Source organism: Pseudomonas sp. PK-RTE-24, from assembly GCF_054052265.1.
The window spans coordinates 4021839-4042036 of sequence record NZ_CM133224.1 but is presented as its reverse complement, the minus strand read 5'-3'; the positions used below and the strand labels follow the sequence as shown (position 1 = coordinate 4042036).

Sequence of the window (20198 nt, the reverse complement as noted above, 5' to 3'; positions counted from 1 at the left end):
AAGGGGATCGATATGGCCATTTTCCGTGACCGCTGAAATACGCAAACAAAAATGCCCGGCGCTGGGCCGGGCATTGCTGTGTTGCCGTTTCGATCAGTCGGCATAACCGAGTCTGGCCGCCCTGCTCTGCTGCGCCTGACCACGGGTTGCGAGGCAGTAATACAGCGGCACCGTTACCACCAGGCCGACCAGCCAGGACAGGTCGGCACCTTCTACCAGATTGGCGTACGGCCCCACGTACAGCGAGGTGTTGGCAAACGGCAGCTGCACGATGATGCCGATGAAATAGGCAATGATCGCGTGCAGGTTGAAGCGCCCGTAAATCCCGCCGTCAGCGCGGAAGATCGAGGCGATGTCGTAGTTGCCGCGCTTGATCAGATAGAAATCGATCAGGTTGATCGACGCCCACGGCACCAACACCAGCAGCAGCGCCAGAATCAGCCCGATGAATTGGGAAATGAAATCTGCCGAAGCGCCGAGGGCGACCACGCAGCATCCGGCCAGAATCACGCTCGACAGCACCACGCGCACCTTGATGCTCGGCGTCCACTGGCTGGCAAACGTCTGAATCGAGGTGATGATCGACAACACCGCGCCATACAGATTGAGCGCGTTGTGGCTGATGATGTTGAGCAGAAACAGCACCATCAGAATCGGCCCCAGCCAGCCGGTGGACTGCTTGACCGCTGCCATCGCTTCAGTGCCTTCCGGCGTCGCCAGTACCGCCACCGCGCCAAAACTGAACGACAGAATCGTGCCCAGCGTCGCACCCAGATACGTCGCCCAGAAGGGTTTGGCGATGCCGATGTCTGCTGGCAGATAACGCGAATAGTCGGAGACGTACGGCGAGAAGCTGATCTGCCAGATGATCCCCAGCGACACCGTCGCCAGCCAGCCGGAGAGATTGAAACTGCCGCGCGTCAGGAAGTCCGCCGGCAAGTCATGGGCGAAGATGTACATGAATCCGGCGAGCAACGCGCCGCCCATCACCCAGGTGCCGATGCGGTTGAGGGTGTGGATGAAGTTGTAGCCGATCACACCGATCGCCGTAGCAGCCAGCGCGCCGATCAGAATGCTCAGCGGCGCTGGCACTGACGGGGCAATGCCGACAATGGATTTACCGGCAAGCACGATGTTGGAAATGAAGAAACCGATGTAGATGAGCGCCGCGAAGAACACGATCAGCAGCGCGCCGTAACGGCCGAACTGACCGCGACTCTGGACCATTTGCGGAATGCCCATGCGCGGGCCTTGGGCCGAGGCCAGCGCAATCACCACGCCGCCGATCATATGCCCCAGCGCAATCGCCAGCAGCCCCCAGAACAGATTGAGGTGGAACACCTGGACCACCATGGCGCCGGTGACGATGGGCAGTGGCGCAATGTTGGTGCTGAACCAAAGAGTGAACAGATCGCGGGCCTTCCCGTGGCGTTCCGCGAGTGGGACGTAATCGACCGTATGATTCTCGATCAACGGATCTTGCCGGGACATCTGGGACATATGCATGAACTCGAGTTTGTCTGTTTTTATCTTTGTATGAAGCCAAACCGGGAGGACTCTTGGGTCGCCCCTCAGATGCAGACCATATTATGGTATTCCAAACTTTGCACAAGCCTGATCCGCTGATTCTGTCGCTCTCTGATCCGCTATCCTCGCTGATCCCACCCCTGACCGGCTAGCTGAAAGCCCCGTAAACACTGACTTTCCGACGAAAGTGGCACGTTTATCGGTTCACCAGAAAAGCTCTTGCAAGATATGTATTACGGTATACCATCAGACCTACAAACCATAAAAACCGCGTCACACCACCCGAGGACCACCCAATGATCGATGCTGCCATTTACAAACAAGTCATGGGCTCGTTCCCGTCCGGCGTCACCGTTATCACCACGCTGGACGACGACGGTCAGATCGTCGGCCTGACCGCCAGCGCGTTCAGCTCGCTGTCGATGGACCCGGCACTGGTGCTGTTCTGCCCCAACTACAGCTCCGACTCCTATCCCGTGCTGATCAAGAACAAACGCTTTGCAATTCACCTGCTGTCCAGCGTGCAGCAAAGCGAGGCCTATGCCTTCGCGCGCAAAGGCAAGGACAAGGCGCAGGGCATCGAGTGGACGTTGAGCGAACTGGGCAACCCGATCCTCGCCAATGCCACGGCGGTGATCGAGTGCGAGTTGTGGCGGGAATACGAAGGCGGCGACCACGCGATCATGGTCGGCGCAGTGAAGAACCTGATCGTCCCCGAGCAAGTCGCCGGACCGCTGGTGTATTGCCACGGCAAGATGGGTGCGTTGCCGGTTGTGGCGTGATTTCACCAGATCTCGGATATCCCATGTGGGAGCGAGCCTGCTCGCGAATGCGATGGGTCAGTTGTTACATTTTTGACTGACCCGACGCCTTCGCGAGCAAGCTCGCTCCCACAGGTTTTGGTGTTGCCTGGACGACCGTGTCAGGTCCTAAACCGGCTCACCAACTGATTCAACGTCTGCGACAACGCCGTCAGGTTCTGCGCATCCTGCCGAGTTGAATCCGCCAGGCTCGCCACCAACTGCGCATCGCCATGAATCTGGCTGATGTGCCGATTGATGTCTTCCGCCACTTGATGCTGTTCCTCCGCCGCTGTGGCGATCTGCGTGTTCATGTCGCGGATCACGTCGACCGATTCACGAATCAATTCAAAACTCGCCCGCGCCTCGTTGATCGACACCACGGTTTCCTGCGACACCTCAAGGCTGGCGTGCATCTGCTTGCCCATCTGATGGGTGCGCCGCGCCAGATTGCCCAGCAGTGCGTCAATCTCACCGGTTGAATCCGAGGTGCGTTTGGCCAGCGCCCGAACTTCATCGGCGACCACGGCAAAGCCCCTGCCCTGTTCACCGGCGCGCGCGGCTTCGATGGCGGCGTTGAGCGCGAGCAGATTGGTCTGCTCGGCAATCGAGCGGATGGTGCCGAGGATGGACTGGATGTCGTTGCTGTCCTGTTCCAGTTGCTGCATCGACTCGGCGCTGTGGCCGATCTCCTGGCTCAAGCGCCCGACGTTACTCACCGCCGCATCGATCTGCTGCTGCCCCGTGTGTGCCTGACGCTGACCGTTGTCTGCCGAGTCGGCCGCTTGGCTGCACGAACGCGCGACCTCGTTGGAGGTGGCGACCATCTCGTGAAATGCGGTCGACACCATGTCCACCGCCTCACGCTGACGCGAAGCCACGTCGGCCATTTCCGCCGAGACTTCGGTGGCACTGCCGGAGCTGCTGTGAATCTGCCCCGCTGCCTGGCCGATGCGTTGAATCAGTGTGCGAATCGCTTCAAGAAACTGGTTGAACCAGCCGGCCAGTTGCGCGGTTTCGTCCTGCCCGCGTACTTCCAGTCGCGCAGTCAGATCGCCCTCGCCTTGAGCGATACCTTCGAGACCACTGGCGACACCACGAATCGGCTTGACCATCAACCCGGCAAACCACGCACCGACCATCGCAAACAGCAATGCGCAAACCACAGCGATAGCGCCGATCAGCCAGGTCAAACGCGTCGCCCCCGCCATCACTTCGCTCGCCTTCACCAAGCCGACAAACCGCCAGCCCAACGCCTGCGACGGCCAGACCAGCGCCATGTAATCCTCGCCGGCCAGTTGCACCTCGACCAGGCCTTTGCCCGCCTCGGCCAGTTGCTGATAACCGTTGCCGAGATCGCTGAGTTTCTTGAAGTTGTGCGCCGGGTCGCTCGGGTCGACCAGCACGGTGTTGTTGGCTTCCATCAGCATCAGATAACCGCTCTCGCCGAGGCGGATCTGCTTGACCAGGTCGGTCAATTGCTTGAGCGACACATCGATGTTGACCACGCCGGCATTGCTGCCCAACTGGTTGTTGAAGCTGCGCACGGTGCTCACCAGCACCACGTCATCCGCCGCCCAGTAATAGGCCTCGGTGCGCAGGGTTTTGCCGGGGTTGGCCATCGCGGTTTTGTACCAGGGGCGGGTGCGGGGATCGTAGTTCGCCAACTTCGCATCGCCCGGCCAGAACAGATAACCGCCCTGCTCGGTGCCGACAGATAGATAGGTATAGGCCGGGTGCGCCTTGGCCAGACCGTCGAACAGCTTGAACAGCTCTTGATCCTGCGGCCCCATCGGCACTTGCGCGGCGTCGCTGCTCAGGTAGCGTTTGAGGCTGGTATCGATGCTCTGCAGTTGTGGATGCTCGGCCAGGTAAGCAACGTTCTGGCTGATGCCCTCGAAGAACAGCTGCATCGCGTTTTCCACCTGACGCACCTCGCGCCCGGTGCTGTCGGTAAAGGTGTCGCGCGCGCCCTCGCGGACATTGAGGATGATCAGCGCTGCCACCAGTAACACCGGCAGGCTGGCGATTACCGCAAACGCCAGAGTCAGTTTTTGTTTTATGTTCATTGCTTGCGCCTTCCTTGTTCGAAGTGTTGGTCAGAAATATTTTGCGGATATTCCGTATTATGGTATACCAATAATCAATCAACCGAACAGCCGTCCTCGAAGGCGTGCTTGAATGGTGAGAAGACTCGCGAGCGCAACGCGTTCACGTCAGTTCGACAGGCCCGCACACGACCGGCCAATTACAAAAGACTCGAGGTAGCGTCATGAAATTTTCCCTGTTCGTACACATGGAACGCTGGGACGAAAGCGTCAGCCACCGCCAACTGTTCGAAGACCTGACCGAACTGACCCTGATGGCCGAGGCTGGCGGTTTCAGCACCGTGTGGATCGGCGAACACCACGCCATGGAATACACCATCTCCCCAAGCCCGATGCCGCTGCTGGCCTACCTCGCAGCGAAAACCACCACCATCCACCTCGGCGCCGGCACCATCATCGCGCCGTTCTGGCACCCGCTGCGCGTCGCCGGCGAATGCGCCCTGCTCGACGTGATCAGCAACGGCCGCATGGAAGTCGGTCTCGCCCGTGGCGCCTATCAGGTTGAATTCGACCGCATGGCCGGCGGCATGCCCGCCTCCAGCGGCGGCCAGGCATTGCGGGAAATGGTCCCGGTGGTCCGCGCCCTGTGGCAAGGCGACTACGCCCACGACGGTGACATCTGGAAATTCCCCACCTCGACCAGCGTGCCGAAGCCGATTCAAAAACCCAACCCGCCAATGTGGATCGCCGCCCGCGACCCCGACTCGCACAACTTCGCCGTCGCCAACGGCTGCAACGTGATGGTCACGCCATTGATGAAAGGCGACGAAGAAGTCCTCGACCTGAAGAACAAATTCCAGACTGCACTGGACAACAACCCAGACGTACCGCGCCCACAATTGATGGTGCTGCGCCACACCCACGTGCACACCGCCGACGACCCGGACGGCTGGCAAGTTGGCGCCAAAGCCATCTCACGTTTCTACCGCACGTTCGATGCCTGGTTCGGCAACAAGCAAACCCCGGTCAATGGCTTCCTCGCGCCGAGTCCGGAAGAGAAGTTTGCCGGACGTCCGGAGTTTGAACTGGAGAGCCTGCACAAGACCGCGATGATCGGCACGCCGGAAGAGATCATTCCGCGGATCAAGTACTACCAGGAACTGGGGGTGGATGAGTTTAGTTTCTGGTGTGATAACAGCTTGCCGCATGAAGAGAAGAAGAAATCGCTGGAGTTGTTTATCAAGCATGTGGTGCCGGCGTTTCGCTAAAGGTTTCGCAGGTTAAACCAAAAAAAACGCCCCGCTTCGGACGGGGCTTTTTTTGGAAAAAGGCATCAATTCGTGCAACCTGGCTTTCGCTGCCTATTCGCCGCTGCCATCCTCGCTGAGCACTTTGAAGGAGTGGAAGTTAAAGGCTATTTTTTCTTCTACCTCATCAACCAGCTCATACCGTATACGATCCAGTCCGCCTTCAACCCTCGACACGCAAAGATCCATGAACTGAGTCAAGCCACCACCAAATCCCCGCACGTTCAGACCGCCCACGTTAAAAAATATGACCGCGATAGTCGCTGCTCCAGGATCCGCAGACTTCGCCAGCGTCATCAACAGGTTGTAACCGCTAAGTCCATCTTCGGAATCCAGATGAAGACTTTCCACATAAACGTATTCATGTAGACCGTCATTCAGTGCTTTGAGATTGCTCAATGGTTGATCCTCGTATGCTGTCCATTGTCACCCTTGCCCGGCCCGTACTGGTAGGTATGAGTATGAGGATCCGTATGAAATGTATAACGCGAAGAGCGATTTATTTGTTCCACCTCACGAAAGGAAAACTATTCACAATCTATATTTTTTCAAAATAGGCATGAAAAGCTGCAATTATTTTATCCAAGGTTTTATCGTAACCTTTAAGACTCTGAAACTCTGCAGAGCTGATCAAGTTGCAGCTTAAACACTCAGAAAACTCACTTGAAGCATGCCGTGAATCGAAAGCCAGCACACCGTACTCTTCGCAAGCACTTTCAAACAATAGCCAATCAAAACTCACATTACCCATGACAACCGGATAATTTACTGTACCCTTGAAAAAATCTCGAAACCCCACGCTTAACTCCTCAACATCTTCTTGAGTATTCTCCCCATCAAAAAGATAACAAGTGCTAGCCAGCGGCGCATCGAACAGGGCAAACGCACTCGTCGAAAAAACTTTAAAGCTAGAACAGAGCAAACTATCGAGTACATCAACATTGCTCAAAAGAGGCCTCTCAAAAAAATAAAGCTCTAATTCTGAATCTCGAAAAACCATTTCGGGCAAATCTTTATTCAGTTCAAGACGATTCGATAACATCGCGGCTATCTGATTTAGCTCTTGATGTTCGAGTTTGGTGAGGCTCATTTAGTTACCCTTGAATCGGATTTTGACAATCGTTTTTTTGATACCTGCAATATCCAGCGATGCAGTTGGTTCTTTAGTCGACGTCGACTCTGGATAGAACCTATAGGTCCTATCTCCCTTGGTCAATATTGAAACTTTTCCGTCTTGTGAGAATGTCCTGCTATAACCATTGACTTCAAGCATTTTTATTGCTTCTGCGGGAGAGGTAAAAGCATCGATCTGACCCGAGCTGTTTCGCGTCCATTTTGGCACAAACTCCACTGCGGTAGAGAGGTAACGGGGACAGACCACGTTTTCAGAGTGCTTTCTAAACGTGGTCTGTCCCCATTTACCCCCCGATGGCATCTTCAACGGGGAAACGGGGACAGATCACGTTTTGGAATGCGTTTTAAACGTGGTCTGTCCCCGTTTATCTGGGTGCTAGGCCGGTGTCAGATCACATCTAGGCCTCTACAATTAACAAGAGACATTCAAACCACAAGCAGAGATAAAATCACGTATCGGTATATCAAGAACGCTACTTTCTCTAGCGGAGAGTACATCTTGCAATGTGACGATGCCTTTTTCAAAGTCTAAAGAAACGTCAAAGCAATTAAACTCGAACGCCCTGAACAGAATGCTCTCTGAGCAAACCCGCTCATCAAAGGCGTTTTTCAAAATAGAGCGAACGCTGTCGTCCAACTCTTGGGCCACAAATCGTTCTATTATCGTGCCGCCACTGCTCATAACCATTCCTAACCAGTACGAGAACGCAGTCTGGATCCCACCATCCCGAACATTTATTTTGATTGTCGAGATTGGAGCGCATCAGACGTTTGTTCCAATCACCTTACTTGGGAAAAAGGCGGACAGACACGTTTTACTCCTTCATGTCGTAGAGGGTGCGGCCCTTGTTTTGCGCGGCCAGCAGGTTCAGATCATTACCGGCGTAGACGTAGGCTTCGTTGCCTGTGCAGATCTTCCCCGCGACCAGTGTGGTGTCGAGGTCCGGGCTGGTATTTGCGTCGCCGCCGGCGATGAATCAGCAGCTTCCTGAAAAGAGTAGTCGTCCTCTTCATGGACGCGTTTCTTGCCGTGCCTGCTGTGGATTTCGACGTTGTGTTCATCACCGGCCGAGACAGGGAGATATCGCGCTTGGCCTCGGCGGTAAGGTTGCCGGTAGCTTCGGCGATGGCGACAACGTTGATGTCGCGACCGGCATTGAGCTTCAGGTCGCCACCGCTTTTACGCTGGACGAGAATTGAAAGGTGGTCTGTCCCCGTTTATCTCCTCCATTTGTTGTGAATAACGCTTTTCTAATCTTTCAGCAGACCTTTGAACTCCATCGCGTTCATCTGGAAAGTAAGCAGAATAAACATCAGCTGCAATTTTCATCAGAGAAACGTAGTCAGCCACAGGTATGCTAGAAGTTAACGCTTCCCCCAAGAAGAAACTTACCTCATTGAATTCTTCTGGATCGTCCCAATCCTGATCAAGCGAGTAAAAAAAACCTTCAGCCACTGAGAACCCATGTCCCTGCGAAGCGTCGTAGATGAACGCAGGAAAATTAGTCCTCCCTCTTACGATAGAAGCCTCAACTAACTCGTAAAGACCCTCATAATCTGCGTCAGTTGAAGAAAATGATTCCTTGAGAACCTCTAACCAAACCAAATCAGCCATTATTTCGTCCTCGGCGGCATAGTAATAAATGAGTTTGTTATATCTCCAGTTTTGCTATCACGCGTCACTTGAAAGTAATAACCATCAACTTTGATACTGGCCTCCCTCATGGCTGGATTAGCTCTGAACAAAGAGCCAGCTTCGACTGCCGCCCTGCTCGACATATCAGCCACCTTGATATCTGACAGAATTTTCGAATCATAAGTTGTTTTGGTGGATTTGGACTTGTATCCACCGACCAACTCGCCCCGAGTGTTAGTTTTAGGCAACTGATAACTATACTCCACAAGGCCGGGATAACGGACATCCGTAGTTTTGTTGGAGATTTTTGCCCCAGTTTTTTCAACCGACTCCAAGAAGGCATCGCTGTTATGAGCACCAGAAATCGTCCCCGCCTTACTATTACGCACGCCAATCTGGGTGTTATGACTAAGAACTTTCTCGCCAAAATCTTTCAAAAATGTAGAGGTTGCCTGACCTCCAACGGTGGCTGCCCCCTCTGAACCTATCGCTGCCGGCCTAACGACTGCCGCAATCTGCTCAGCCGTTAGCTTAGCCCCAGTTTTCGCTTCGATCTCCATCAAACCGCGGAGATCACTCAGTTCCTTGGCTGCGGCCCCACCTGCTGTGGCCCCTAACCCCACGGGAAGTGCCTCCGACATTCCTGCCTCAGCGGTCCAGATCGCGACTTCGTTCGCGCACAGCACTGGGTTTGCTGCACAAGTAGCTGCACCTCTCGTGGCCAACTGTCCAAGCAAACCAATCGCTTCCGGCGCAAGAGCAATAATTCCCGCTGCAGCCAACAATTTCACCGCATTAGCCGGATCCCCTTTCGGAAGGTGGTCGAGGACCGCTCGCGTCCTAGCGTTGGTCGAGTCGGCGATATTGCTATGAAGGAATTGATCTGTGATCCCCGAATCGTCATTTTCCCAAAGTTTATTTAATGCAAGAGAGCCTTCATCAATCTCAGCCTTGATCTGCGCGCAATCGCCGGTCGCCCAACAGTTATTGAGCCGCGCCGTGTTATCCGCATCACGCTTGGCAAACTCAGCTCGAACAGCATCACAGTTGTCTTTACACTCCTTAAGCGCTTTCTCGAGGTCTTTTACATCCTGATGATTCAGGAAGTTGTACTGTGTCGCGTTGTTGGCAACCCAAGAAGCATTTTCCAATGACTCTTGATCAGTATTGCCCAGCGCAGTTGCGGAGAGCACCCCCACAATCTGCGACCCCATGAGCAACAACTCAGGATTGCCCTTGAACCATTTGTTCATCTCACCAACAAGCGCTTCATTCGCACCAGCCGCCAACGCGCCTGTCGCAAAATCCCCGCCGGTCATCTCCGACAACAGCCCACCCACCGCCGCATGAATGATGATTTTGCCCGCTGAGCCATCATCCAGAACGCCCTGCGTGAGATCGCCCACCATGTTGAAGCTGAACGCTGCGACGGTATTGAACAGAGCCGTCTTCAGAACGTCACCGGCACTTGCATCGCCGCCGACTGCCTTGGTGATCAGCGCGGAAGTGCCACCCTGGATGATTTGGCTTCCAGCAAATCTGCCGACGCCCTCCCACGTGGCTAACGACGGGCCGAGCAGCTTTCCGGTATTCGGATCGTATTTCATACCCGTCAGCTGGTTCAGGTATTCGGCCATCAATCCGGCTGTCACTCCGGAAATCACATAGCCCTTCAGTGCATCGGATGAAGTAACGTCCGCGAAAACCGCTCCAAGGTTTCTGCCGTTATTGATAAAACTGGTCGTGGCATTTGTGGCTGCACCTGTTGCCACAGCGGCGAGGCCTGCGGCCCAGGCTGTGCCCATGCTCGCGCTTAGCGAAGCGAACGCAGCAGGCCCGACAAAGGCAGCCATCACGATCGCAATAATCATCTGCGAAGCCGGGCCAAGCCCCGAGTTGCTGTATTTAAACGACTCGTGAATCTCCTTCACGCGCCGCCAATCAACATCTCCCCGAGCCTCCGCATCCTTCAACCACGCCAGTTGCGGATCAGCCTTGACCATCGCATCAATGGTCTGGCTGACGGACTCCTGACTCACATCCTTGATATCAATCTTCAGCCCATCGACCGCTTTCAGGACGATGTTGCCCTTGGCGATCATCTGCGTCTGGCGCAGGGTTTCGTCGGTGTTGCCGCGACCTTTCGCCGAGACCCACGCCGCGTTGTTGTTGGTTTTGGTATGGCTCTCGTCATGCAGATCCTTCACCCCTTCGAAGGTGATGGCGCCGCCGCTGTCGAGGAGGATGTCCTTGCCGCTGTTGAGTTTGGCCACCTGGTAATGCTGGTCGCCCAGGCTGACCAGAGACAGGTTGCCGCCGGTCTTGATTTCGCTGCCGACGTGGGTGACCTGGGTGACTTCGTCGCGCTGGAGTTTCAGGTTGCCGAAACCGCCCTTCTCCTTCATGTCGTAGAGGGTGTGGTCCTTGTTCTGCGCGGCCAGAAGACTGAGGTCGTTACCGGCGTAGACGTAGGCTTCATTGCCTGCGCTGATTTTGCTCGCGACCAGTGTGGTGTCACGGCCGGAACTGGTTTTTACGTCGCCGCCGGCGATGAACTCAGCTGCTTTCTGAACAGTGTGGTCGTCCTGTTCATGGACACGTTTCTTGCCGTCCTTGCTATGGGTTTCGACGTTGTGTTCATCACCGGCCGAGGACATGTTGATGTCGCGCTTGGCCTCCGCAGTGAGTTTGCCGGTGGCTTCGGCGGTGCTGGCGACGACGTTGATGTCGCGACCGGCATCGAGCTTCAGGTCACCATCGCTTTATAAGCTCGACGCGAATTGAAAGGTGGTCTGTCCCCGTTTATCTCCATTAAATGCAATCTGTTCTTATTTTTAAAAAATACGCGTTCTGCCCCCATCCACCGCCATTTCTCCGAACAACTTGCTAAAGTGGCCTCTTCCCGCGCTTGCTATTACGCAGCCCGCTTTACCAAAGAGACTTTGTCTCCGAAATCGCACATACCATCAGTAAACGTTAGGCAGCCATCATATTCCAACACACTAAGCCCACAATCTCCACAATCAAAGTAAATGCCCAAGCACCCTTCCTTCACCCCTTCAATACGGTACTCATAAATCCCTGATATTTTTTTATCTAAGTATTTGCGTAAAGAATTCACCACCCTCACGGGATAAGCAAATTCGTCATCAAGACTCTCGACTATTTGATATTCGGCCTCTCTCAAACCGTGCGAAAAAATTGCGACCCCTTCTCCAATACTTAATGACACCCAGCCCTGCAGATGTAGTTTAAAAAACAACACCAACACGTCACAAATCTTTTCCCTTTCGATATAAAAGGAGCGCGCGCGAAACTCACAAAATTCATCATCTAAATACATAACCACCTCTCAGAATTTTGAGGACCTTTCTGGAATTAAAGTATCAAACTCATATTTACCGCCTGGCAGCACTCTTAAACTAACGGTTCGATCCGTGACCTTACTATACACATGCACTAAATCGTAGTCGCCTCGGACTTGCGACCTGGGAATCAAGCTGCTTATGTCCGTTGCACTCTCGAGGGTAGCTTTGATATCAAGCTTTGCTTGATCGATCCCAGCTCTTCCTCGTTCGTAAGGAAGTCGTCCTTGTCCGATTTTTTCCCCAAGTTTTTTATTCAAATTGGTTAACTGGGACGTCATAAAATCTTCAACGTCCCCTAAACCGGTCACAGGTTTTACCCCGCTCGCGCCGGATGACAGGCTGAGGGCTTCAGTTCCCGAGTAGTTCTTCCAGTCAGGGTGATAAGGATTCGCCCTCATTCCATCCGAAATTTTGGTTATTACACCATCAGCACCTTTTGTGGAGGTAAGCAGTTCATCAGTCTTTCCAACCAATTTGCTCCCAGCCCCGATCCCTCCAGTCAGAATCGTCCCAGCGATTTCCGCATGATCACCCAGCATCGTTTTATGGTGAGAGTTCAGCTCGTCCGTGTGGTTCGAGTCTTGGAAGTCCTGAACAATCGCTCGCTCTTCAGCACTTAACCCGCCATTTGCATCGTAGTTTTCAAGCGCCAGGGTCCCTCCTTCAGCGGCGTTCGTCTGACCATTACACTGATCGAAACCCTCGCACTTGAACAGTTCGGATCCACTGGTTTTCGCGCTCAGTTTCGCATAGGTATCCTTCACTTTCTCTCGACAGGCTGCTGGATTTTCGCTAGCTCTACAGCCCTTCAACTCTGTGACGAGATCGTCTACTTGCTGATGATTCAGGAAGTTGTACTGTGTCGCGTTGTTGGCAACCCAAGAAGCGTTTTCCAATGACTCTTGATCAGTATTGCCCAGCGCAGTTGCGGAGAGCACCCCCACAATCTGCGACCCCATGAGCAACAACTCGGGATTGCCCTTGAACCATTTGTTCATCTCACCAACAAGCGCTTCATTCGCACCAGCCGCCAACGCGCCTGTCGCAAAATCCCCGCCGGTCATCTCCGACAACAGCCCACCCACCGCCGCATGAATGATGATTTTGCCCGCTGAGCCATCATCCAGAACGCCCTGCGTGAGATCGCCCACCATATTGAAGCTGAACGCTGCGACGGTATTGAACAGAGCCGTCTTCAGAACGTCACCGGCACTTGCATCGCCGCCGACTGCCTTGGTGATCAGCGCGGAAGTGCCACCCTGGATGATTTGGCTTCCAGCGAATCTACCGACGCCCTCCCACGTGGCTAACGACGGGCCGAGCAGCTTTCCGGTATTCGGATCGTATTTCATACCCGTCAGCTGGTTCAGGTATTCGGCCATCAATCCGGCTGTCACTCCGGAAATCACATAGCCCTTCAGTGCATCGGATGAAGTAACGTCCGCGAAAACCGCTCCAAGGTTTCCGCCGTTATTGATAAAACTGGTCGTGGCATTTGTAGCTGCACCTGTTGCTACAGCGGCGAGGCCTGCGGCCCAGGCAGTACCCATGCTCGCGCTTAGCGAAGCGAACGCAGCAGGCCCGACAAAGGCTGCCATAACGATCGCAATAATCATCTGCGAAGCCGGGCCAAGCCCCGAGTTGCTGTATTTAAACGACTCGTGAATCTCCTTCACGCGCCGCCAATCAACATCTCCCCGAGCCTCCGCATCCTTCAACCACGCCAGTTGCGGATCAGCCTTGACCATCGCATCAATGGTCTGGCTGACGGACTCCTGACTCACATCCTTGATATCAATCTTCAGCCCATCGACCGCTTTCAGGACGATGTTGCCCTTGGCGATCATCTGCGTCTGGCGCAGGGTTTCGTCGGTGTTGCCGCGACCTTTCGCCGAGACCCACGCCGCGTTGTTGTTGGTTTTGGTATGGCTCTCGTCATGCAGATCCTTCACCCCTTCGAAGGTGATGGCGCCGCCGCTGTCGAGGAGGATGTCCTTGCCGCTGTTGAGTTTGGCCACCTGGTAATGCTGGTCGCCCAGGCTGACCAGAGACAGGTTGCCGCCGGTCTTGATTTCGCTGCCGACGTGGGTGACCTGGGTGACTTCGTCGCGCTGGAGTTTCAGGTTGCCGAAACCGCCCTTCTCCTTCATGTCGTAGAGGGTGTGGTCCTTGTTCTGCGCGGCCAGAAGACTGAGGTCGTTACCGGCGTAGACGTAGGCTTCATTGCCTGCGCTGATTTTGCTCGCGACCAGTGTGGTGTCACGGCCGGAACTGGTTTTTACGTCGCCGCCGGCGATGAACTCAGCTGCTTTCTGAACAGTGTGGTCGTCCTGTTCATGGACACGTTTCTTGCCGTCCTTGCTATGGGTTTCGACGTTGTGTTCATCACCGGCCGAGGACATGTTGATGTCGCGCTTGGCCTCGGCGGTGAGGTTGCCGGTGGCTTCGGCTGTGCTGGCGACGACGTTGATGTCGCGACCGGCATCGAGCTTCAGGTCGCCGCCGGTTTTCACTGTCGACGCGAGGTTTTCCACCGTGGTGGTAATGACTGAGCGATGGCCGCCATCGAACGATTCGTGGAGTTCGTCTTCGTCGCGTGTCGCCAACAGGTTGATGTCGCGCGCTGCACTCAGGCTGGCGTCACCGCCGCTGCTGATGGCAGACGCGTTGGTCAGATCCTGTCCGGACTTGATGGTCAGGCTGTCGCGGGCGCTGATGATGCTGCCGTCGTCGACGAGGGTGCGCATGCCGTTGCCATCACGCACCGCGATGGCGGTGCGATCGTTGACGATATCGCCCTTGAGTGTCGTCAGTTCGACCTGATTGCCACGGATTTCGCCGGCCAGTGCGTTGCGAATGCTGTCGGTGGCCATGAGTTTGATGCGCTCATCGGCTTCCACCAGACCGCCCTGATAGAGGCTGCCCTTGACGTCGACGGACACGTCGTTGCTGGCCTTCAATGTGCCGACGTTGACCAGATCGCTACCGGCCAGCATTTCCAGATCTCGGCCCTGAATCAGGCTGCCACCGCGCACGTTGCGCGACTCGGCCTGCGCCAGATACAACACCGGCACCAGCACTTTCTGGCCGTCGACGATGCGCTCTTCCATCCAGACAATGTCGTGGGTCAGCGCAGCGACCTGCGCCGAGGTCAGGCTGACGCCGACAGAGAGGTTCAGTTGGTTTTTGCTGGCGAGAGCGTTATCCATCAGATAACGAAATTGCTCGTAGTCGTTCTCCAGTCCACCGGCGAGAAAACGCTGGCCGGTCTGGGCCATGACGGCGTCGCTGATCAGCCGCGATTCATAGCGACCGTCACCGAGGCGACGCGCCGCTTCGTCGGCGCTGAAGTCGAGCTTGCCGAGCAGGTAGTCGGAGCTCATGAAGGCCGTCGTCTGGGTCAGCTCCGGATTGGTTTCGATCAGATAACGGCTCTGCGGATTCGTGCTTTGCACGAACATGCCGTACGGGCCTTTCGGCAACCGGAAGGTCGAGGAAGCCGTCGGGTCGACTGCGGCGAACGGCACACCTTTGAAGTCCACCGGTGTGAAGCTGATCTGCTTCACGCCATCGGCGTCGACATGCTCGATACGGGTAACGGATCTGGAGGTTTGGGCGACAGCGTCGGTGCTATGTTTGCCCAGGTTGATGTTGATGCCGCCGACCGCGTCAGTCTGGTCGCTGGCCAGAGAACCTGTCAGTTGACCATAAGTGTTGTCGTATAGCGTGCCGTTCTGGATGCTGTTGGTGACGTCGAGCTTGACCTTGCCGCCGGCCTGCATCACCGCAGCGTAAACGGCGTTGCCGTTTGCATTCCAGGTGGTGACGTCACTCATCAAAGAGAATCGCGAATCACTGGAGCGACTGATCAGTTCATCGAACCGCGCCTGATCGAAGTTGCCGGCCGCGGTAGCCGCGTTGAACGCCGGAACATCGACGAACTCCATCTTGTCCCAGAGGCTGTTGTCGATACGCCCAGGGGTGCCCCTTTTCACCACTCGCGTCCCCGAACGCGACTCCGCGCCCTGGTTCAGCAGGCTGTCAGCCGTCACGGTCAGGTCGCCGTTGGCGGCCAGCAGGCTGTAACGGTTTTCAACCTGGTTGGCGTGGATGGTGAAGTTCTTGCCTGCCACGAATCGCGCCGCGCGCGAGTCCTTGAGCACCTCGTCGTTGAATTGGGTAGTGATGGTGATGGTGCCGCGCTTCCAGCCATCACCACCATCGCAGTGCTGACCGCACACCCAGCTCAAACTGCCGGACGACTGACCGGAAGTCAGCTCGAACTCGGCTTTGGCGTTTTCGAAGGAGACCGCGTTGATGTCGACGTCACCCTCGCCTTCGATGGTGCCCGACAAGTTGCTGAACAACGCCGCGCGCCCGCCATCGACAGCGTCGAAGCTCATGTTGCCGCGGCTGTAAATATCGCCGTAATAGTTATTCAGGCTGTTGCCGTGCAGCTTCATCGTGCCGCCGCTGAACAGCAGCGTGTCGGCATCGTTGTAGAGACCGTTGGCGGCGGTGAATTCGAGATCGCCTTGGGCGCCGAGGGTACCTTTGTTATTGATCCGTGCCGCCGTCACCGTGAGGTTCTGATTGGCGATCAGGCGACCGAGATTGTCCAGTGTGCCGCGCAAGGTCATCACGGTGTCGCCGCCGCTGACCAGTCGCCCGTCCTGCTGGATCACGTCGTTGGCGCTGATCGTGAGTTTCTGCTGCGCGGAGACTTTGCCGCTGTTGAGCAGATTGCCGCCGAGGGTCAGCGCCAGATCGCCGCCGCTGAGCAATTGTCCGGCATTGTTCAGGTTGGCCACGTTGAGGCTGAGCGCCGAAGCACTGGCGATCCGTTCGCCAGCATTGAGCGTCAGGTTCTGCGCACTGGTGTAGGTCAGCCCGCCGTTCAGTTGCCAGGTACCAACACCGTTGACCGAGCCGACATCCCATACACCATTGCCCACCCCGGTGAGACTGCCCTGGTTGTTGGCCAGTTGGCTCACATCCAGGTCGAAAAGGCCCTGCGCCGCGTGGCGCACATTGCCGCTGAAGTTATTGATTTCGGCACCCGACAGCAGCAGGTCCTGACTGCCGATTTCGATCACGCCGCTCTGGTTGTTCAGATTGCCGGTCAGCTTGATCTGACTCGCAGCGCCACCGAGGGCGCGGAGCTGGCCGCCGGCGCTGTTATCCAAGCCGCTGGCAGTCAGCTTGAGGCTGTTCGCCGATTCGATCAGGCCGCCCTGATTGAGGACCTGCCCGACGGCTTCGAGCCCCAGCTGATTACCGCTGATCTCGCCGCTGGTGTTGTCCAGGCTGGTACCAGTAAAGATCACCTGATCCTTGCCGAACATTTTGCCGGCGCGGTTGGTCAGGCGCGTTACCGTCAACGTCAGGTCATCGATCAGGCTGGAAATCAGCCCGGCCTTGCCGCTGGCTGCACTGTTGTCGAGGTCGGCACTGGTGATGCTCACCGAGTCGGCTTGCAGCGTGCCGCCCTGGTTTTGCAAATTGCCGTTGTTCAGCGCCAGTTCGGCATGGCTGCCGTTGGCCAGAATCACACCTTGCTGGTTGAGCAGTGTTTTGCCAGTAATCTTCAGGCCGTCGCTGCCAGCGATGATCTGCCCGGCAGCGTTGTTGTTGATCCAGACGCTATTGATGTCCAGGCGCTTGCCCTGCAGGGTGCCGCCCCGGTTATCCAGCGAGGTCAGTTGATCAAGGAGCAAGCGCTGTGCGCCAGCATCGACCAGACCGGTGACGTTGCTGAAGACTCCGGCAATGTTGAGGACGACATCGCCGCCATTACCGACGATGCCGCCCTTGTCGTTGTTGCCAAGTTGTTTGGCATTGATGTCGATAGCGTTGCCGAGCAGGACACCGGCGCTGTTGTCGATCTCGTCACCGTCGATGTGCAACTGACCTTCGCTCTGAATCCGGCCCTGTTGATTCAGCAGTTGCGACTGGCTTGGTGCAGTTTGCTTGAGGATCAACCGCGCGCCATCGGCACCTGCGGCCAACAACCCGTTGGCACGGTTATCAAGGCTGGCCGCGTGCAACTCCAGGTCGTCGGCGATCATCCGCCCGCCACGGTTGTCGACGTATCCGTCCTTGGCCACCACCAGCAATTGCCGGGCGGCGACTACACCGCCACGGTTATCGATAGAGCTGGCACGCAGTTCCACATCGCCTTTGATGGATTGCAGACGGCCCAATGCGTTGTTCAAGTGCTGCTGGACGAGGAGCGTCAGTTGCCCGGTTTCGGCGCTGAGCGTGCCGTCGTTGTTGCCGATCAGATTGCGCAGGTTTGCGTCGACGATGCCGCCCAAAAGTTGGCCGCTGGCGTTTTGCAGATCCTGCGCGGTCAGGCTCAGGCGATCGGTTCCCTGGATCAGGCCAAGGCTGTTATCCAGGTCTGCACTGGAAACCACGCTGTCATCGGACGAAATCGTGCCTTGCGTATTATCCAGCGTGCCGCGACTGGCCACCTCGAGGGTTTTGCCCGTCAGACTTGCGTTGCGGTTGTTGATGCTCTGCGCAGTGACGGTCAAGCGATCCGAGGCTTGCACCTTGCCGTCGTGGTTGTCGAAATCCTGAGTCAGCGTCAGATCAGCAGCACCGTTTTCCGCGCTGATCACACCCTTGGCGCTGTTATCAAGGCGAGTGGCCGTGACGTGAATGTCGTCGGCAGCCAGCGTCCCACCCTGATTGAGCAACTCCCCTCCCGACAGTGCCAGTGTGGTTTTCGCCTGGATCTTGCCCGCGCCGTTATTCAGACGTTCGCGGGCGACAACCTTGGCCTCACCGTCGCTGGCGCCGATCAGGCCGCCACCGTTGTCCAGTTGACGGGCGTCCACGTCGAGGCGACCGGCGATCACTTTGCCGCCGGTGTTTTTTACCTCCTGAGCATGGAGCTTGAGGCTGCCGCCGGCGATTTCGATACGGCCCTGACGGTTGTCGATACTGTCGACCACCAGTGTTGCCGCTTGCCCATCGGCGAAGCGAATCAGGCCGCTGAGGTTGACGATGGCCGGCGCGCTCACGACCAGACGGGTTTCACCATAAACACGCGCATTCACACCTTGGTTGACCAGGCGCGCCGCGTTCAGAGTGAGGTCTTGAGCCTGCACGGTACCGTTCTGGTTCTCGAACGTTGCGGCTGCGCTGGCGGCCAGGGTGCGGCTGGCCAACACGCTGCCACTGTTGCTCACCGAAGCACTGTTGATCGACAGATCACCCTTGGCGTTGCGGCTGTTGTCTGCGTTCACCCCGGCTTCAATCACACCAGCGTTGGTCAGCCTGCCGCCGCTGCTCAGGCTGACGCTGTCACGGGCAGCGAGGCTTTGGCGATTGATCAGGTCTTCGGCGGTTTGTACGGTGACCTGCGTACCGGCATAAACCGCGCCCTGGGCATCGAGACTTTTGGCCTTTACATCGACGGCATTACCCGCCGTGACTTTAGCCAGGGTCAGCTGGCCATTGGCGTCGATCCGGATGTCACCGGCGCTGGCGGCAAGATCCCCCGCCAGCTTCACACCAACGCCCTGCTCGGTGCCGACCAGTTTGATTGCACCGGCATACATGCCGCCGAGCGCCGAGGAGTCGATGGCCAGTTGTGGTCTGGCGCTGCCGTCATCGGCACGGGCGGTGGCACTGAGCGTGTCGGCGTTGACGTCGTTGCGGCCGGTGGTGATGTTCAGGTTTTTTGCGTGGATCTGTGCATTGATCTGCGCACTGCGAGTAATGATTTCGAAACTGTCGACGTTGCTCGCATCAAGACCGACGCCGTCAATCGACACGCTTCCCTGATCAACCTGAAAGCGCTCCAGGCGACCATTGTCGAGCACCGGCTTACCGGTGGTCAGCGTGACACGTGGCGTGTTGATGAAACCGCAACCGTTGCAACTGATGCCGTAAGGATTGGAAACGATCACCCGTGCCGATTGCCCTGCGACTTCGGTGTAGCCGCGCAACTGGCTCGGGCTGCCGCCATTGACTTCGTTGAGGATGGTTTGTGCCGCTGCGCCACGCAGGTTCGGGTTGCCGAGAATGATCCCGCCCAGTTGCGTCTGTTGCATGCGGTCGGTGGCGTTGTTGAGGATGACGCCTTGCGCACCGACGTTGTAGTCGTGGAACTGGTTATGCGACAGGCCACTGCCATTGGGCGCTGCGATGTTGACGATTGGCACGCCATTGCCGGCGCGATCCAGACTGGTGCCGGGTGCACTGACAACGATGCCGTCCGCCTGCGCCCACACCGGTTGCCAGAACATGACGTTCGCCAGCAAAAAGGCCAGACCACGCTTGGGCATGCCGCAGAATTGCTCGCGCTTTTTTACGGCCGCAGAAGGTTGGCTAGCCAGGAAGGCCAGGTGGCGAATGTCCATATC

9 protein-coding genes and 3 pseudogenes are annotated in these 20198 nt (G+C 56.5%); 2 read left to right on the top strand and 10 right to left on the bottom strand.

Annotation, left to right across the window (positions count from 1 at the left end; translation table 11 throughout):
• Positions 1 to 93: 93 nt before the first annotated feature.
• The gene (locus ACV8MC_RS18315; RefSeq protein WP_457262878.1) at positions 94 to 1500 is read right to left on the bottom strand and encodes a purine-cytosine permease family protein; all 1407 of its coding nucleotides are present in this window, start codon (positions 1498 to 1500) and stop codon (positions 94 to 96) included.
• Positions 1501 to 1823: 323 nt separating this feature from the next.
• On the opposite strand from ACV8MC_RS18315, the gene ACV8MC_RS18310 reads away from it, so the two are divergent.
• Entirely contained in the window at positions 1824 to 2309 is a 486-nt protein-coding gene (locus tag ACV8MC_RS18310; protein ID WP_016775037.1) for a flavin reductase family protein, read from the top strand.
• A 140-nt stretch (positions 2310 to 2449) separates the two neighbouring features.
• Here the strand turns inward: ACV8MC_RS18310 and ACV8MC_RS18305 are convergent.
• Positions 2450 to 3049: pseudogene (locus ACV8MC_RS18305) on the bottom strand (methyl-accepting chemotaxis protein); the annotation flags it as partial.
• Between the two features lie 306 nt (positions 3050 to 3355).
• Positions 3356 to 4240, bottom strand: a pseudogene (locus ACV8MC_RS18300) (cache domain-containing protein); the annotation flags it as partial.
• A gap of 359 nt (positions 4241 to 4599) precedes the next feature.
• On the opposite strand from ACV8MC_RS18300, the gene ACV8MC_RS18295 reads away from it, so the two are divergent.
• The gene (locus ACV8MC_RS18295; RefSeq protein ID WP_101155121.1) at positions 4600 to 5643 is read left to right on the top strand and encodes an LLM class flavin-dependent oxidoreductase; all 1044 of its coding nucleotides are present in this window, start codon (positions 4600 to 4602) and stop codon (positions 5641 to 5643) included.
• Between the two features lie 93 nt (positions 5644 to 5736).
• Here the strand turns inward: ACV8MC_RS18295 and ACV8MC_RS18290 are convergent, their stop codons facing one another.
• From ACV8MC_RS18290 to ACV8MC_RS18260, 7 genes and pseudogenes are all read right to left on the bottom strand, one after another.
• Entirely contained in the window at positions 5737 to 6081 is a 345-nt protein-coding gene (locus tag ACV8MC_RS18290) for a hypothetical protein (protein WP_457262876.1), read from the bottom strand.
• Between the two features lie 139 nt (positions 6082 to 6220).
• Positions 6221 to 6772, bottom strand: a complete 552-nt coding sequence (locus tag ACV8MC_RS18285) for a hypothetical protein (protein WP_457262874.1) — start codon at positions 6770 to 6772, stop codon at positions 6221 to 6223.
• A 456-nt stretch (positions 6773 to 7228) separates the two neighbouring features.
• Entirely contained in the window at positions 7229 to 7498 is a 270-nt protein-coding gene (locus tag ACV8MC_RS18280) for a hypothetical protein (RefSeq protein ID WP_457262873.1), read from the bottom strand.
• Positions 7499 to 7996: 498 nt separating this feature from the next.
• On the bottom strand, positions 7997 to 8431 hold the full coding sequence (locus tag ACV8MC_RS18275; RefSeq protein WP_457262871.1) for a hypothetical protein: 435 nt from the start codon (positions 8429 to 8431) through the stop codon (positions 7997 to 7999).
• A gap of 1100 nt (positions 8432 to 9531) precedes the next feature.
• Positions 9532 to 11208: pseudogene (locus ACV8MC_RS18270) on the bottom strand (DUF637 domain-containing protein); the annotation flags it as partial.
• 158 nt (positions 11209 to 11366) lie between these two features.
• Positions 11367 to 11795 carry a hypothetical protein gene (locus tag ACV8MC_RS18265; RefSeq protein ID WP_041479757.1) on the bottom strand — a complete coding sequence of 143 codons (429 nt, stop codon included), beginning with the start codon at positions 11793 to 11795 and terminating at the stop codon, positions 11367 to 11369.
• 9 nt (positions 11796 to 11804) lie between these two features.
• The gene (locus tag ACV8MC_RS18260) at positions 11805 to 20195 is read right to left on the bottom strand and encodes a two-partner secretion domain-containing protein (protein ID WP_457262869.1); all 8391 of its coding nucleotides are present in this window, start codon (positions 20193 to 20195) and stop codon (positions 11805 to 11807) included.
• Positions 20196 to 20198: the final 3 nt, after the last annotated feature.